Annotated in this window: 12 protein-coding genes; 11 read left to right on the top strand and 1 reads right to left on the bottom strand. The window is 48.5% G+C overall.

The features are described 5' to 3' along the window. Nucleotides 1–69: 69 nt before the first annotated feature. Together QEH59_RS05080 and QEH59_RS05085 are read left to right on the top strand one after the other, a co-directional pair. Complete coding sequence (locus QEH59_RS05080) at nucleotides 70–966, top strand: helix-turn-helix transcriptional regulator (RefSeq protein ID WP_308984274.1); 897 nt, start codon at nucleotides 70–72, stop codon at nucleotides 964–966. 194 nt (nucleotides 967–1,160) lie between these two features. Further along, the gene (locus tag QEH59_RS05085; protein ID WP_308984275.1) at nucleotides 1,161–2,177 is read left to right on the top strand and encodes a GNAT family N-acetyltransferase; all 1,017 of its coding nucleotides are present in this window, start codon (nucleotides 1,161–1,163) and stop codon (nucleotides 2,175–2,177) included. Between the two features lie 11 nt (nucleotides 2,178–2,188). Here the strand turns inward: QEH59_RS05085 and QEH59_RS05090 are convergent, their stop codons facing one another. Beyond that, on the bottom strand, nucleotides 2,189–5,071 hold the full coding sequence (locus QEH59_RS05090) for a vitamin B12-dependent ribonucleotide reductase (protein ID WP_308984276.1): 2,883 nt from the start codon (nucleotides 5,069–5,071) through the stop codon (nucleotides 2,189–2,191). A 386-nt stretch (nucleotides 5,072–5,457) separates the two neighbouring features. Here QEH59_RS05090 and QEH59_RS05095 point away from each other — a divergent pair, with 386 nt between their 5' ends. The 9 genes from QEH59_RS05095 to QEH59_RS05135 all read left to right on the top strand — a co-directional run bounded on the left by QEH59_RS05095 (nucleotide 5,458) and on the right by QEH59_RS05135 (nucleotide 16,093). Beyond that, nucleotides 5,458–5,757: an STAS domain-containing protein gene (locus QEH59_RS05095; protein ID WP_308984277.1), complete on the top strand. Its 300-nt coding sequence runs from the start codon at nucleotides 5,458–5,460 to the stop codon at nucleotides 5,755–5,757. Nucleotides 5,758–5,832: 75 nt separating this feature from the next. Next, entirely contained in the window at nucleotides 5,833–6,906 is a 1,074-nt protein-coding gene (locus QEH59_RS05100) for a hypothetical protein (protein WP_308984278.1), read from the top strand. A gap of 12 nt (nucleotides 6,907–6,918) precedes the next feature. Next, the gene (locus tag QEH59_RS05105; protein WP_308984279.1) at nucleotides 6,919–8,124 is read left to right on the top strand and encodes a glycosyltransferase family 4 protein; all 1,206 of its coding nucleotides are present in this window, start codon (nucleotides 6,919–6,921) and stop codon (nucleotides 8,122–8,124) included. Then, entirely contained in the window at nucleotides 8,121–9,308 is a 1,188-nt protein-coding gene (locus QEH59_RS05110) for a WecB/TagA/CpsF family glycosyltransferase (protein WP_308984280.1), read from the top strand. Before QEH59_RS05105 ends, QEH59_RS05110 begins: the two co-directional genes overlap by 4 nt. Further along, complete coding sequence (locus QEH59_RS05115) at nucleotides 9,305–10,465, top strand: glycosyltransferase family 4 protein (RefSeq protein WP_308984281.1); 1,161 nt, start codon at nucleotides 9,305–9,307, stop codon at nucleotides 10,463–10,465. Before QEH59_RS05110 ends, QEH59_RS05115 begins: the two co-directional genes overlap by 4 nt. A 24-nt stretch (nucleotides 10,466–10,489) precedes the next feature. Then, on the top strand, nucleotides 10,490–12,469 hold the full coding sequence (locus QEH59_RS05120; protein WP_308984282.1) for a GumC family protein: 1,980 nt from the start codon (nucleotides 10,490–10,492) through the stop codon (nucleotides 12,467–12,469). A gap of 2 nt (nucleotides 12,470–12,471) precedes the next feature. Continuing rightward, a complete protein-coding gene (locus QEH59_RS05125; RefSeq protein WP_308984283.1) occupies nucleotides 12,472–13,485 on the top strand; it encodes a polysaccharide biosynthesis/export family protein in 1,014 nt (337 codons plus the stop codon). Next, entirely contained in the window at nucleotides 13,482–14,573 is a 1,092-nt protein-coding gene (locus tag QEH59_RS05130; RefSeq protein WP_308984284.1) for a polysaccharide biosynthesis/export family protein, read from the top strand. The genes QEH59_RS05125 and QEH59_RS05130 overlap by 4 nt, the downstream gene beginning before the upstream one ends. Continuing rightward, complete coding sequence (locus QEH59_RS05135; protein WP_308984285.1) at nucleotides 14,570–16,093, top strand: oligosaccharide flippase family protein; 1,524 nt, start codon at nucleotides 14,570–14,572, stop codon at nucleotides 16,091–16,093. The genes QEH59_RS05130 and QEH59_RS05135 overlap by 4 nt, the downstream gene beginning before the upstream one ends. Nucleotides 16,094–16,215 lie beyond the last annotated feature (122 nt).

Raw genomic sequence — 16,215 nt, forward strand, 5'->3', positions numbered from 1 at the left:
CCTCAATAATATGATTTTTATACTGTAAATTACTTGCTTAAATCGGAGTAATAATTGATCTTTTCGGAAATGGCAGATGATTGTGAATTACTGGAGGTTTTCCCGGAGCAGATTCAGGACCCAGTAAATTATTATAAGGGGCTAGATCTCCCGAATCGTGTGATTTGCCGCAATGTCATTGTATTCGAACGATTGACCCGCAAGTCGTTGCAGCAGCAGGACTTAGCTAATCGAATGCATCATCGCTACGTGTTGATGCGCGTACTCAAAACCGGGGGCGTCGTGAGTGTAGATGGTCAAAGCTTCAAATTGGAAGCAGGCGAGGCTTTGTTGGTCACCCCTTATCAATTTCACCATTACGTAGATCTCGAGTTGGATCAACTACGATGGTTATTTATCACCTTCGATTTAATTCAAGGAGATGCATCGTTAACGGATTTAAGTTATCGTCGCCTACAACCCGATGGTGCCGCACATCGTTTGTGGGGAGAAATCGCGTCTTTGTGGGGACACCAGGATGCGGATAGGCGGTCAGAAATAATGCCTGTACTGGATCGCTTACTCACGCACTTACAGGCCACAGCAACACATCCCTCCCGCACGACACTACCTCGCCAGGACAGTGCTCATGAGTGGATTGCACAGGTGGAAGCCCTAATCATTCGTTCTGTCCGCGAGGGATGGACGTTTGAAGAAGTCGCCCAGCGAGTCGGGTTTTCGCAACGACATCTACGCGAGCGCTTCGAGCGTCAGATGGGCCTCTCCTTACGAGATTACCGCAGTAACTATCAGTTCCACACTGCCATTTCATTGATGCGCGATTCACGGTGTAGCCTCTCTGATGTCGCAGAATTAAGCGGCTTTAATTCGCAGTCGGTATTTACGCGTTTCATTCGGCGTATGGCGAATCGAACGCCGCGTGAACTTTGCCGTCAAATTCGAGCGGGCGATTACGAGTTGAGTTGAGTAGCAAACCAGACTTTAGTTTTCAGGGTTGGCTCCATAGAGACCGACACCGAGTTCTCCGGCGATGTAGCGTATGGCTTTATTGAACTAGCAATGCCAGGAAGCTTCCCGCCTAACTTGCGTAATTATTTAAAGAAAAATACGTGGTTTTCCTTGTATGAGATGCGATTAGATACATCTCTTCATACGCTTATATGAGGATTAGGCATTTTACATGGGATTCGATAGTGGATGATGCCACTTGGGATCGTGCGGTGGCGTGTTATCAGAACGCTTCGCTCTTTCATACTTCATCATGGTTAAAGGCGATTGCACGCATTCGTGGCTATCGATTATACCGATTGAAATTTGCCAATAAAGCAGGTGCTCATTTCCTCTGTCCATTATTGGTACGTCGTCGAGGGGCGATTCGGGTAGCATCATCAAGTTTTGAGGCCGATGGCAATCAGATGGGCCCCTTATTTTCAAGTTGTAATCCACATATAGTGCAAGCTGCCCTACATGAATGGTGCTTAGATCACGATGTACAGTATATGGTTTTGGCGAGCATGGATCCGCAACTTGAACAGTGGCCACAACTGTCTGGTATCTATTTTTTACCTCAGCGGCGACGTCCTACACGCCGCACCTATCGAGTCGATACGACTGTTTCCATCGATGCAATTCTAGCGCGTAGTGCGAAGCGTTTTCGCGCTACCATACGTAAGGCCAAACGCCAAGGTGTTCAGATATCTTCTTGGACAGAAACACGAGACTTTGACCAGCACTTGCAGTTAAGAAGTCAATTTTTGAGAAAAAAGCAAAGTCGGCCATTCCTGTCTAATGAGGATCTAGAGATATTAGTTCAAGCACTGGCGAGTGATGGCCGGTTGCGAGCTTATCATGCGTTAGTTGACGGTGAATTGGCCACGAGTCTCATTGTGGCAAGGGGCCCGCATGGGTATTATGGAGTGGATTCGGTGAGTCATTCTGCTTTACTATCAACCGGGGCCGCTTCGGCGATGTATCTACATGCCTTTGAAGCTGCTAATTTGGAGGGAGCCAGTTACTTTGACTTTACAGGTGGAGGTAGTGATTCACTAGTCAAATTTAAGGAATCCACAGGTGCTCAGTATACACCTCTGTTCAGGCACGATCTTTTTTATTCAAAACCATCCAGTTTGGCTCGGATTGCCGGCTTGTATTTACTCTCATTAAAACGGCGCATTTAGTGAACAGTCCATCAGCTACAGCCGAGGCTGGAACCGCAATTCAAACAACAAGCACAGGTGCCAGTCACTTTCACTTTACCAGATCCACACTCGGGGCAAGTCAGATTGCCTTCACTCTGTGTCAGAAACTCTAATTGTTGCGTGTCAATTTGAACATCCGTTTTGGGAATCACTGTGCTACTCGGATTCTTATCCTCGAAGGCATCGTCTTCTTGCAATGCAGGGCTCATACGCTCTTTGTAACCAGGTATGAACTCCATGCCTAGCTCACGAGCGACATAATCGATGACTGACTTAGCGAAGGGAATGTGCGGGTTTTTAGTCATGCCTTCTGGTTCGAAACGCACGTGGCTGAATTTCTTAACTAGAGTTTCCAAAGGCACACCATATTGCAGACATAGTGAAACAAGCGTGCCCACGGTATCCATCAAGCCGTTAATGGTAGATCCCGCTTTCGCCATCTGGATAAAAACTTCTCCGGGTTGTCCATCTTCGAACTTGCCAATAGTGATGTAGCCCTCGGAGCCTGCGATGGAAAATTTGTGCGTGATCGACTCGCGGGTGTCTGGCAGCTTACGTCGATAAGGTTCTGTGACGACTTGCACTTCCACTTGTTTTTTGGAGGCTTGTTCTTTGCTCGTTTTAATTGGAGCGGAGCGCTTGGAACCATCCCGATAAATCGCAATCCCTTTGATCCCCTTTTTCCAGGCATGAATATAGGTGCGGCGAATCTCCTTCACAGTGGCTTCTTGAGGCATGTTGACTGTCTTGGAGATGGCCCCGGAGAGAAAGGGCTGAACAGCCGCCATCATATCAATGTGAGCGGTATAAGGCAGGTAGCGTGTTCCCATCCCGGAGCGGAAAGCAGAATCAAAGACGGGGATATGCTCATCTTTCAGTCCGGAATATATAATTTTCCCTGACACCTGAATGTTCTCAACAGTACCGTATTCTTTTACATGACTGCAGACTTGTACAATAGTCTCTTGTGGGTAGCCCATGGTTTCCATTGCCAACGGAATGGATTTGATCGGAATGGTCATCTGTCCACCACCAGCTAGTGTTTTATACGCGACCAATCCAATCGCAGGTTCGATGCCAGTAGTGTCACAGTCCATCAAAAAGCCGATAGTGCCAGTGGGCGCCAGCACAGTGACCTGTGCATTGCGATAACCGTAACGCTGCCCGAGGTGTAAAGCGTCCTGCCAGACTTGGTTCGCATACTCCGTCAGGTGTTTAGGAGAATGACGATCAAGCGCTTCGGTGAAACTCTTATGCAGTTCAATCACGTTCAGCATCGAGGTCACATTGTCCTTTTCCGGTGGGGTGGGAACACCATAATGCGCGGCATCTAAATACCCCGCGAAAGGTCCCTTGAGCGCAGCCAGTTCTGCGGATGCCTTATAGGCAACGCCCGTCATCACTGCAGTGATCGCTTTTGCCAGTCCGAGACCAGCCTCCGACGCATAAGCATAGCCGTAGGACATCAGTAGAGCTCCCAAATTCGCGTAACCGAGCCCGAGTGTGCGAAACCAATGACTATTGTAAGTAATACCCTCGGTCGGATATGAAGAACGATCTACAATGATTTCCTGAGCAATTATAAAAATCTTAGCCGCAGCAGCGAAACGCTCCACATCCAGTCCCGCTGGCGTTCGAAACTTCATCAAGTTTAAAGACGCTAGATTACATGCTGAATTATCGAGAAAAAGGTACTCGCTGCAAGGGTTGGTGCAGTTTTGACGACCAGAGCCCTTACAGGTATGCCATTTGTGAATGGTATCATCAAATTGCATGCCGGGATCTCCACAAATGTGTGTGCCTTCGGCAATTTTATCCAACAGGTAGGAGGCGTCCTTCTCTTCACAAGGCTGACCGTCCGTAACCCGTCTGGTAAAGAACTTGGTTCCATCGATTGCCGCTTGCATAAACTCGTCACTTGCTCGCACCGAGAGATTTTCATTCTGATATTTAATCGAAGCATACGCATCACCATTAAATGAAGCATCATAGCCTGCCTCAATCAGTGCCCAGGCTTTGCGTTCTTCCACTTGCTTGGCATGTATGAATTCCTCGATATCAGGGTGCCAATCCTTTAGCACGTTCATTTTTGCAGCACGCCGGGTTTTGCCACCGCTTTTGACGACACCAGCGACTGCATCGTATACAGAAAGAAAGGAGAGGGGACCGGATGGCCTGCCTCCGCCAGAGAGCTTTTCACGAGTTGAACGGATGCTCGACAAATCTGTCCCCGATCCAGAGCCGAACTTAAAGAGCATGGCCTCTGCCTTGGCTAGATCCATAATGGAATCCATGTCATCTTCAACATGCTGGATGAAGCAAGCGGAGCATTGCGGATATTCATACTGACTATTGGCTCGCATGACGACTTCGTGCTCCTGATCCCAATAAAAATTCCCCTTACCAGAATTTGTGCCAACCCCATAAGCTTGGTAAAGGCCTAGGTTAAACCAGACAGGTGAATTGAAGGCTCCGTATTGATTGACAAGAAGCCATTTGAGTTCGTCGTCAAAGAGCTTGGCTTGTACCTCGTCGGCGAAATAACCATCTTTGAGTCCCCATGCTGTGATGGTTCCCGCCACGCGATCGATGACCTGTTTAAATGAAGACTCGCGGCCATCATGATGCGGATCGGTGCCGTTATCGATGTCTCCATAAAAATACTTCGACGCCAAAATTTTGGTCGCTAAATCCGAAAATGCTTCTGGAACCTCAATATTGTCTTGTTTGAAAATTGCCCGGCCTTTGTCGTCCGTGATTTCAGCCGTACGATATGACCATGTAATTTCATTGTAAGGATGGATTGACTCAGAAGAAAAGGTGCGCTTCAGGGTGAGTTTATTAGTTTTGGCTGCCGTGGTTTCTTTTTTCATTTCACAGGGGATTAATACTATATATTGTGGCTCGCGCGACCAGCAAGCACTAGGTGTAGTTACTTACTGTGGCGTGCTCTCTCAACTTCTGCACGTCCAAAGTGCGAAGATGCGTTCTAATTGAGCGTTAATTGTCTAGCGAATAAGAAACACTAATTCAGGAAACTCTAATCAAGGTTCTGATGATTTCTGAAATCTAAGTGTCATCAGCTGGGCCGACACGTGGAACTGTGATGACCTCACTATATAAAAAATACATACAGGAAACACGATTCAAAGCTTAGGAACTCGCCACTGAATCTACAATCAGAGTTTACTCTCGAGTATTTTTATAGTTGCTCTCAGTTAAGTGAAAAGTAGCTTTCCTATAAATACTTTCTATCACTATGATTAGTTCCAAATTTACCGATAATACCCTAGAAGTCACCTTGTCGGTCGATGCTTTAGATGCATCAAACGCCACAGAAATTAAGACCGCATTTCAAGGATTAAGCTTGGAGGGACGTGAACGTGCAGTGGTAGATATTGCTCAGGTTAATTTCATCGATAGCTCTGGCATTGGTGCCTTGCTCAGTTTTTACAAGCAAGTTAACCAGAAGTTGACGCTACGGCAACCGACTCCAACTGTCTTGAGCGTTTTGGAACTACTGCGGTTGCATCGTATTCTAGAAATTGAACCCGAATAAAATTCGATTCGAGCCTATTATTTGTGCATATTATTAGAGCCTATTAGCTGAATGCAATCCACTGTGTTATCAACTGTGCCATTGCCCCAATCTTTAGAGCAGGCATTGCAGGCACATTTTGAGCGAACACGGTCTTATTTCACAGCCTTGGGCGAGTCATCTCCAGAGGCAATCATTCTAGGTGGTGGGTATGGACGTGGAGAAGGTGGTATCGCGATAGACAGTGCTGGTAACCCAGCATTCTTCAATGACTTAGATTACTTTATCTTTACTGATTCGCCGGGAAATGTCCGCTTGCAACAAGCGGTACATCAGTGGGAAGAAGAAGAATCGGCACTTTTAGGTATAGATGTCGAGGGTAAGTGCTTGCCGTGCTCCGACTTGCAGGCGACGCCAAATTCGATGATGTTTTATGATTTAGTGATGGCCCACACGCCAGTGATGGGCCCACCGGATTATTTAGCTGCCTATCACCCTCTGGCTCAAGCCGATCGCATTGCTGCGATTGAAGCGACACGCTTACTTTGGAACCGCGGCTCTGGTTTATTTTTTGCTAAAGCAGATTTGGAGATGGGAAAACGCTTAAGTGTGGTACATCGCAATCAAGCCAAAGCAAAGTTAGCATTTGGAGATGCCTTACTCACGATTCGTGGCCAATATCGCCCCTATGTGCGAGAGCGTCAAATACGCTTGCAAGCAGAGACCGATATCGATGCACGCATCGTGGAATTGCATCGGGAGGGGACCGAATTTAAACTAAACCCGACAGTGACTCCCTCATTGGCTACACTACAGCAAACCCAATTGCTCCTTACGGAGATTTGGGAAGCGTGCTATCTGGAAGTTGAAAGCACACGATTAGGACACTGTTTTCGCACTGCGGACGAGTATATCCATTACCGCGGCAAATTATTTCCGGAGATCCCACAGTGGCGTAACTATTTACTCGCAATTCGCGACCAGTTGAAGCGGGGAGGGCACTTGTCGCCGATTTTTGATTACCCACGCGGAGCCTTGCAGCGTTCCTTGTTAAGCCTATTGGCGGAGCCGGCCGACCTGCAGCAAGCAGGTCGTTTGCTGGGCACAAAACTTGCTAATATGCAAATTGCGGCGCAGCATTACACTCAGTGGTGGGGGTATTATAGTTAAGCCAATTTTCTCATGTCAGACAAACCACGCGCCTTTCTTTTTATGCCCTATATTCCGTTTCCGGTGGATCGTGGGACCTATCAGCGTGTTTATCATCTATTCGTTGAGCTTGCCAAATCCTTTGATATAGATCTGGCCTGCCTACAGGAGGATCCAGAGCGGGATATGGTACCTTTTGTCGCGTATACTAAGCGACGCATTGCAATTCCCTTTAAGAATGCGCCATGGCAAAAGCTATTCCCCGACCGTTTACTCAACCCCTTGCCGACCACTGTTGCACATTGGCAAGTTCACGGTGTTTCGGAAGCGCTACACGCATTTGTAGCTGGACAGGACTACCAGCGAGTGATCTTTATCGATCTGGTACTTTGGCCCTATATTAAAGAACTCTTTCCAGCACATCCAAATGTCATCATGGATCGTAGTCGGGTAGATTGGCTTTTTCAAACCGAAGAGTTAAACACTTTATCATTGAGCTTTCGGGAACGCCTTTTGCGCAAGGAAAACTTGCGTAAAATCGCGCAGTTGGAACGGGAAGCTTATGCGGCGATTGCAGGTATGATTGTTTGTGGCTGGGATGATCGTGATTTCTTACAAAAGAAGCTGGGCAAGTCGGATAAAATTTTCGTGCTCGCGAATGGTTTTAACGAAGTCTTTTTTGATGCGTCGACACACCCACGACAACTGACAGAAGCACCAAGCTTTCTTTTTTGTGGGGCATTGGACTATTCGCCCAATGTGGATGCGATCAATTGGTTTGCTGATGAGATTTGGCCACTGGTTCACAGAGCAATGCCAGACGCGGTCTGGCGTATTATCGGTAAATCTCCGGATGCACGTTCGCAAGCGTGGGGCCAATTGGAAGGAGTCGATTTAGTGGGCGAAGTGCCGGATGTGCGGCCGTATTATCAATCCAGTTGGGCCCAAGTGGTGCCTTTGCGCATTGGCGGTGGCACGCGCCTGAAAATCGTCGAATCGCTTGGCATGCGTTGTCCAGTCCTTTCAACGACTCTGGGTGCCCAAGGCCTGGACTTACCGCCGGAAGAGTCGATCTTACTAGCTGATGATCCACAGCATTTTGCCAATGCACTCATTCGCGTGTTACAAGATCCCGAATTACGTCAGAATTTGGAAACGAACGGCTTAGCCGTGGTTCAGGCGAATTATCGCTGGGAACAACTTGGGCAGAAACTAACCAACTACATCCAGAATTTATGAGTTCCTCTGAGCGACAAGTTGCATTTCTTCTAGGTCTACCGTTTCACATGATTACCATGGATGAAACCATCGAAGATGCGGTGGCTGCAATTGCAGCGCGTAATCCCAGTTATTACATTACTGCCAATGTTGATTTCATCGCTCAAGCGCATGAAAGTGAGCCGCTGAAAGATATATTGTTTCATGCCGATCGAGTTGTTTGCGACGGGATGCCGTTAGTATGGTTGTCACGCTACTTTCATCCAGTCCTGCCCGAACGTGTCGCTGGTTCAGACATGGTCTTTCGTCTCTTTAGCGAAGCAAATGAACGTGCATGGAAGGTCTTTTTTCTTGGATCGGATGCGACGACCTTGAGTCAGACCAAGTCCATTCTGGCACAGCAATATCCCAAGATGGAAGTGGTCGGCACTTTTTCGCCTCCTTTTGGCCCGGTTGACTCATGGCCGAATGAGGCCATCTTAGCCGACATTAAGGGCAGTCAACCGGACTTATTACTGGTTGCTGTGGGCTGCCCAAAACAAGAGTATTGGATATCGAAATATTACAAAGAAGCCGCAGTGCCTCTGTCAATTGGCATCGGTGCATCCTTGGATTTCATTTGTGGCACCCAGGTGCGTGCCCCCGTTTGGATACAGAAAATCGGGATGGAGTGGTGCTGGCGTATGCTGAGTGACCCCAAGCGTCTGGTGAAGCGATATGCCAAAGATCTGTATTATTTGGTCGTGCTGGCGAACCTGCAGCGACGTATTACAAGCCAAGCTACGAGTGAAAAGGATCAATCCGCTGCTGCTGACAGAGAGAGCGCCCAAGACGCAGGCACAGCAACGGTTGACATCCGCAATCAGGACGTGCAATGGATCAGTTGGTCCGGGGAAGCTGAACGGAGTGTGCTCGAGACACTTGAGCGACCAGCGGACACGACTAAGCCTGTTTTTATCAACTTATCTGCAGTTAGTTTTATGGATAGTTCGGCGATCGGACTGCTCGCGAAATTTGCCCGTGACGCCCGCAAGGCAAAGGTTGCTTTTGGTATCGTGCAACCTGCAGATCGTGTAGTTCAAATAATTGAGGCGATGCATCTCTCCTCACAGTTCCCCGTCTATGCTGATCGGAATGCTGCCTTGGAAGTCTTACACGCTCCTGACGTGTCTATGACAAATAATCAAACGGAAGGCACCGCATGAAACAACCAGTCAAAATATTATTATCGGCAGGAATGATTCAAGGGGGGCTTTCCGGCGTGGGGCGCTATGTGGTTGAGCTTGCGAATCGCATGCGTCAATATGAGAGCATAGAATTACATCTCGCTGGGTTCAATTCAGATCGACACTTGTTTCCAGAGTATGAGGATGCGCGCTGGCTACCAATCCCCGATACCGCACAATCGGGAATTAAAAATGTGCTTTGGCACCAGCTGAAGCTACCCAATCTGTTAAAACAGCGCGGCTATGACTTACTGCATATTCCAAGCTATCGACGCATTCTAGCATTTTCACCCATTCCGCAATTAGTGACGATACATGATTGTGCTCCTTTTCGATTGCGCGATAAGTATGGCCTACTGCGTGGTCTATTTGGGCGACAATTGTCACCGTGGCTCGCACGAAGATGCGATTCGGTGATCGCAGTCAGTCAGTTCACAAAGCAAGATCTAATTGATTTTTTCAAACTCCCGTCCAAACAGATCGTAGTCGTGCACAATGGTCTCAGCCACACGAGTTATTACCCTCAGAGCGCATTCCAGCTAGATACCTTTCGTGCGAAACATGGATTGAAACAGCCCTATCTTATTTACGTTTCGCGTTTAGAACATCCAGGTAAGAATCATGTTCGACTGATCGAAGCCTATGAAGCCTTTCGCCAAAACACTAATAGTAAGGTACACTTAGTACTCGGCGGTGCCCCTTGGCATGGCGCAGACGTCATCCAGGAACGAGTGGCCAAGTCCCCGTTTGCGCAGGACATTCTACTGCCCGGATTCATGGACGAAGCGGAACTGCCATTGTGGTATGCGGGAGCCGAGGCATTGGTCTTTCCCAGCCTGATTGAAGGCTTTGGATTACCAGTAGTTGAGGCCTTGGCCTGTGGTGTCCGGGTTGTAAGTTCCAACAGTGGCAGCTTGCCTGAAGTCGGTGGAGATGCTGCGATTTATTTCGATCCCGAGTCTATCGCCGCGATCACTGCTGGCTTACAGCAATTACACACGGAAAGTGCAGAAAAGGCACAACAGCGCATTCAAGCCGGACTTCAACATGCCGCCACTTTTGATTGGGATCTGGCTGCAAAGCTCACTTGCCAGAGCTATTTTAATACGCTAAACATTGAGTCCACAGCTCAATAGCTGTTCAGTGCTTTTACCTATTCAATGAGACAACTCGAGCGAGCCAGACCTGCTACCTTTCGATTTCCGATTCCGATCGATCCGTTGCGCGTACTCTATGGAGTACGTCAGCGATGGCTTTGGTTTCTTATTTTGCCAATTGTATTGGGAGTATTTGGATGGATATTGGGAAGCACTCAAGCAGAGAACCGTTATTCTGTGTCGCTGCAATTGATCAAATCTGAGGTCGCCAACACCGTACAAACGAGTGAGTCCGGGCAGGCCTTTAAGCCCAGAGATTTAAGTGACGATACCTTGTTATCTACGACCTATTCAACCGTGGTGCTGAATGGCACGGCCGCCCGACTGGACCCTCCGCGCAGTGCAGGACAGGTGAAGTCGATGGTTGAGATCGTTAAACAGCGCAATACCTCACTGTTCTATCTGACAGCCCACTCGCGTATCAGCCCGGAAGATGCGATTGAAACAGTAACAATTTGGGCGGATGAGGTGATTCGCTTCACCAACAATTTACAGCGTGAAGAGGCCCGCCAAATGGAGAGCTTTATTTCAGAACAACTGGATTCTATTGAACTACAGTTGGAACAAGCCAATCGACAGATCCTAGCTTTTACTCGCGAAAATAATTTTGTTGATGTTGACCAACAAACCGAGTCCAGCCTTACAGCTTTGGAGAATTTACGGAGTCGTCTCGCCAATGCGCGTATTTCACTGAAGACAAAAGATGTACAAATCACCCGGTATCGTCAGGAACTACGGGCACAAAGCCCGCTGGAAGCAGACTTAAAGAAGAAGCGAGAGGAACTGACTTATCTGCGAGGCCGCTATACGGATGAAAATCCGATGGTTAAGGAAAAGCTTTATGAGATTCAGTATATCAATGAGCAGCTTTCGGCGGTCGATGAGTCAGATGTGGAAGATTTAAAGAACTTCACCGGCAGCGATTTAGGTAATAATCTGTATCTGGAAATCATCGCACTTCAAAATGAACGTACGGAACTGGAGAACCAAATTGAGGATTTGAGCCTGCGTGTGAGCGCTCGAGAGGATGAGGTGGCTGGGATTCCAGAGAAAGCTCTACGACTTTCTGAGCTTAAGAGTCGTCGCAATTTACTGATCGATGCTCAAGCGCTCTTAGACAGTCGTCGCAAGGAGGCCGCATTTTACGAAACGAAAGCTCCCGGTTATTGGCGTATTTTTCAGACGCCGAGCATAGAAGAAGTAGCGCATAGCTCTCAGAATGTGAAGGCGATGTTCTTAGGCTTTGTTGGCACACTCAGCGGTGTCGGCCTGGCTTTGCTTGCGGCCATTGTATGGGAGCTCATGCAAGCGGGCTTGCGTACACCACTCGAAGCAGCGATTGCAACGGCAACGCTGCCGATTTTTAATTATGTCACGCAAGATGCCGAAATACGTTCGTGGTGGACTAAACGTCTCTTACCCCGCAGCGAATCTGCGCTCAATGAACGGTCCTTGAAGGCCTTTTGGCTAACACATGCCATCTCAGGGGAGGGGATCGAGCGTAAGCGTTTCCTTTTTGCACATACTGAAGTCGGATCGAACGAGTCTGTCTTCTGGCATGCCTTATTCAATTTGATTCAGGCGGAAGGTCAGTCGGTGATTTTTTATAATATCGATGCCACCCATGATTCGGAAATTATAGAATTACAGTCACACCCAGCCATCAAACAATGGGCTCCGACACTCGACACCCTGCCGGAAGATGATGAAGCCTTAGTGTTTGTACGACTCGTACAATCTCCAGGCGTTCAGGATATTCGATTATTACGAGAAATGGATGCGTATTATCTATTGAATTCGCCCAGTAGTGCCACACGAGATACGACACAGCATAAGAGCGATTTATTGCGCAAATTATTAGGGCCCGCCAATGGCATGTTGATTGTTGATGTCGCCGCTGGACGTACCCTGCCGCGCCTAATTAAATGGTTGGAGTTGATGGTATTGAATAAGTGGGCCAATCGAATTGCTGAAACCGATTAATCATGATTAGCCGCGGTCTCATCGTTATATTTATTCTACTGAATGTATTGTGTAGCAACCTCAGCGCACAAGCTGATGCAAGTGAGAAGGCGCAAACGCCGGTGTCATGGCGCGAGCGCTACACCCTGGGGCCCGGAGACGTGGTCAATATCCGCTTTTATGGCCGCGGCGAACTCGATCGTCCGGGCGTGCGGATTGCCCCGGATGGCACCATCAGTTACCTTCAAGTTAATAGCCTCAAGGTCAACGAGCTCACGATCGACGAATTGCGCACGACCTTGGAAGGTGCCCTGCGCGAGTATCATCGTGATCCGCGTTTGATTATCACACCTTGGGAGTTGAAGAGTAAGCGTTACGTCATCCTCGGCAAAGTAATGGACAAAGGGGTCTTCACACTCGATCGCCCCATCACTTTATTGGAAGCCATTGCGCGCAGCCGCGGAATCGAGACCGGACTGTTCGAGCAATCGACAGTTGAAATTGCCGACCTGGATCGCTCCTTTATTATTCGCAATGGCGAGCGTTTGGATGTCGATTTCGCCAAGCTGTATTTTGAAGGTGATCTCTCGCAGAATGTCTATCTCGAACCGCAGGACTACATTTATTTAGCCTCCAATTTGTCGAATGAATACTTTGTACTCGGCTCGGTAGCGCAACCAGGCGCGCAGGGGTTTTCTAACCGCGCGAGCGTCATCTCGGCCGTTACTCGACGAGAAGGTTTTACTGAAGGTTCATGGCAAGATCGAGTCTTAGTGGTGCGTGGTAGTATGAGCGATCCTGAACTATTCGTCGTCAATGTGAAGGCCATCTTAGCCGGAAGCGAGCCAGACTTCCCACTCGAGCCTGGTGATATTGTCTATGTCAATGACCGACCTTGGTATAAGGCCGAACAAATACTTGATACCGCTCTGCAGAACTTTCTCAAGAGCGCGACTTCAACCTGGGTAAATGAAAACGTGCCTGATGGCATTACCAATCCATGGTTTAAGCGCACAGGTTGGAAGGATTCTGAATGACCTTAGAACTACGAATTTACCGGCTATTCAGTCTCACTCTGTGCGTATTATACTTTGCGGTCGGCTGTAAGCATGTAGCGGAGCGCGAAGAATTCGATCCACGTAAGGTCGAAGAGAGTCTCTTACACCAAGAAGCCTTTCAATCGCTCGAAACAAAACGCAAACTGGATCCTTCAAATTTGCATCCCAGCGAAGTGCCCTATGAAATTGGTGTTGGCGACTGGGTGGAAATCGAGATTACTGGTGTTGCAGGTAGCCGCTCCGAAACTTTTGTGATGCCTGACGGTCGAGTCTATTACGATCTGGCGGGCGGAGTTAAGGCCGATGGCTTAACCGTTAAAGAACTTAGCCAAGCTTTGGAAAAAGCACTGCGTCGCGATTACTCCAGCCCCAGTGTGAATGTCACTCTACGCGAGGTGCGTAGTCGTCGCGCTTGGTTACTCGGCCGTCTCAATAAGCCGGGTCTCTACCCACTCAGTCAGCCAACGACTTTACTCGAAGGCATTTCACTGGCAGGCGGACTATTTACCTCTCGCTTTAGCGGTTCCACTGAAGAGTTGGCCGACTTGGGCAATAGTTTCGTCCTGCGCGATGGCCAAGTGCTGCCGGTTGATTTGCTGGCACTGATTAAGAGTGGGGACATGAGTCAAAATATTTACTTAGAGGACGGTGACTACGTCTACCTACCGTCCTCACTCTCACAGAATGTGCATGTGTTGGGTGCCGTCATGCAACCGCAGGCGATCGGCTATAAGGATAAGATCAATATAGTCGCTGCGATCGCGCATGCTAAGGGGCCGAGTCCGGATGCTAATTTGGATCGGGTTCTGATTATTCGCGGTTCATTGTCTGAGCCTAAAGTTGCCGTGGTGGACTTCAAAGCGATTCTCGCTGGCCGCGCAACCAATGTCGAACTGCGTCCCTTTGATATCGTCTGGGTGCCTGACCGGCCGTTTAAGAAGTTAGAGACTTACTTCTGGTTAATCTTTGATGCTGCAGCGACGACGATCGCTGTCAATGAGGGGGCTAATTCGGTGGAAACGATCGACGGTGTGAGTCCCAATATCTCTATATCTATAGGCGAATGAGTGAACTTGATACAGCCGCAGCGCCCGCCGCTCCGCCGATTTGGAAGCGCTATTTCTGGCGTAACACGGCCAGTAATTATATCCGCACCATCACGCGTTTATTACTGGGACTGATTCTCTTTCGACTGCTCTTTAGCGGTCTGTCCGAAGCTGAGTTTGGCTTTTGGTCATTACTTTGGTCACTCTTCGGCTATGGTGTCTTACTTGACTTTGGTTTTGGTTTTACTGCGCAAAAAGCAGTGGCTGAAAAAAGCGCAACCGGCGAGTGGGGCGAATTAAGCCGTTTACTCAGCACCATGCTCTGGACCTTTGTAGGGCTGGCAGCGGTACTGGGGCTCTTCTTTCTGGCAATAGGCGGGCTCTTTCTAAATGCGATCGAAGTGCCGGATGTTGATTACGGCATGTATCGCTTGGCCTATCTGATCTTCTTCGCTGGCTTAGCCCTGACCTTTCCCTTCGGGCTCTTTCCCGAAGTGCTGCGTGGCTTACAACGCATCGATATCGCGAACTGGCTCAATACCGGCTCAGTTGTCTTAAACTTTATCGGTATTGCACTCGCGCTTTACGTAGGCGCATCCTTTCCCGTCATTGTCTTTGTGAGTGTGATCACGACCTTGCTTCCTAATGTGGGGGCACTCTTTGTGGCGATGCGGCGCTTGCCAGAGGTCTCGCTCTCGCCACGTCTTTTTGATTGGCGTGTGGTGAAGTCACAGATGGGCTTTTCCATCGCAGCCTATTTGATCACTTTCAGTAACTTACTGATGGCCAAAAGTGACCAAGCCGTACTCGGCTTTACACTGGGCGTCGGTGTGATCGCCGCTTACCAGGCCGGCTATAAAGTGGCAGAAATGCTGAATCTATTCACAATTCAGTTGCAAGACGCCCTCAGCCCAGCCGCTGCCCATATGAACGCCTCTGGCGATAGTGCCGGCCTGCGTGAACTACTGCTGAAGACTTCGAAGCTCACTTTCTTGATCACCACGCCACTTTACGGCTTATGCGCGGTCTATCTAGAAGCCTTGATCCAACTCTTAACTGGTCTGGAGAGTATCGAATCCGATACGGTCTTGGTTGGACAAATCTTACTCTTCGCTGTGTTTTCGTCGCAGCTCACCAATAGTTGTGCCAAGCGCATACTGATGATGTGTGGCTATGAAAAGAAATTGCTCGGTCTCTCGCTTGTGGATGGCCTTGCCAACCTCGGTATCAGTATCGCACTCGCATTTAGCTTTGGAATGGTCGGTGTCGCACTTGGTACCTTGATTCCCACTGTGCTTGTCGGGTGGTTACTAGTTTTGCCAATGGCACTGCGCTATCTCGATCTCGGGATGTTGGATTATTGTAAGTTCATCCTCGCCGCTGCTGCACCGGTGGTTCTCTTCGTGCTTTGCTTGGCTGCCACGGTTTATTGGCTCCCTATTCCTGAAGAAGGTGGCTTTATCGCGCTTGCCATCCGTGGTGGCTTATCTGCTGGTCCAGCCTTTATATGGATTTTATTCAAACTCAGGAAGCTCATGTAATTATTTCACATCTATCTGTAATATTTGCTTATTTATGTGGAATCCGAAATTGACAAAATCCATGTTCATTTTTAATAATCTGACTATCAATGCGTTGCGAATTTGACAAGGAATTGGCACGA

The organism is Thalassobacterium sedimentorum (assembly GCF_031127905.1).
Taxonomy (GTDB): domain Bacteria; phylum Verrucomicrobiota; class Verrucomicrobiia; order Opitutales; family Coraliomargaritaceae; genus Thalassobacterium; species Thalassobacterium sedimentorum.